Source organism: Mesorhizobium sp. M2E.F.Ca.ET.209.01.1.1, assembly GCF_004010375.2.
Lineage (GTDB): Bacteria > Pseudomonadota > Alphaproteobacteria > Rhizobiales > Rhizobiaceae > Mesorhizobium.
Map to the genome: position 1 here is coordinate 1 of NZ_SADP02001266.1, position 285 is coordinate 285.

General features: G+C 64.9%; 1 pseudogene. It reads left to right on the top strand.

Going from position 1 to position 285, the window contains the following annotated elements:
* Positions 1 to 2 precede the first annotated feature (2 nt).
* Positions 3 to 285, top strand: a pseudogene (locus EN852_RS40010) (VOC family protein); the annotation flags it as partial.

Here is a 285-nt window from a genome sequence, read left to right on the forward strand (position 1 = left end):
GCATTGTCGCCAACATCGAAACGCCGGACGCCGCTGCCGCAAAGCGCTTCTACCAGGAGGTGCTTGGCCCTCGGTATCCTCATGGATCAGGGCTGGATTGCCACTTACGGCTCCGATGAAAGCATGCAAGTGCAGGTCAGCTTCATGGCGCAAGGCGGGTCCGGCACGCCGGTGCCGGACCTGTCGATCGAAGTCGACGATGTCGATGCGGCGCTCGACACCATGAAGGCCGCCGGCTTCGCCATCCAATACGGCCCCGCCGACGAGCCCTGGGGCGTGCGTCGC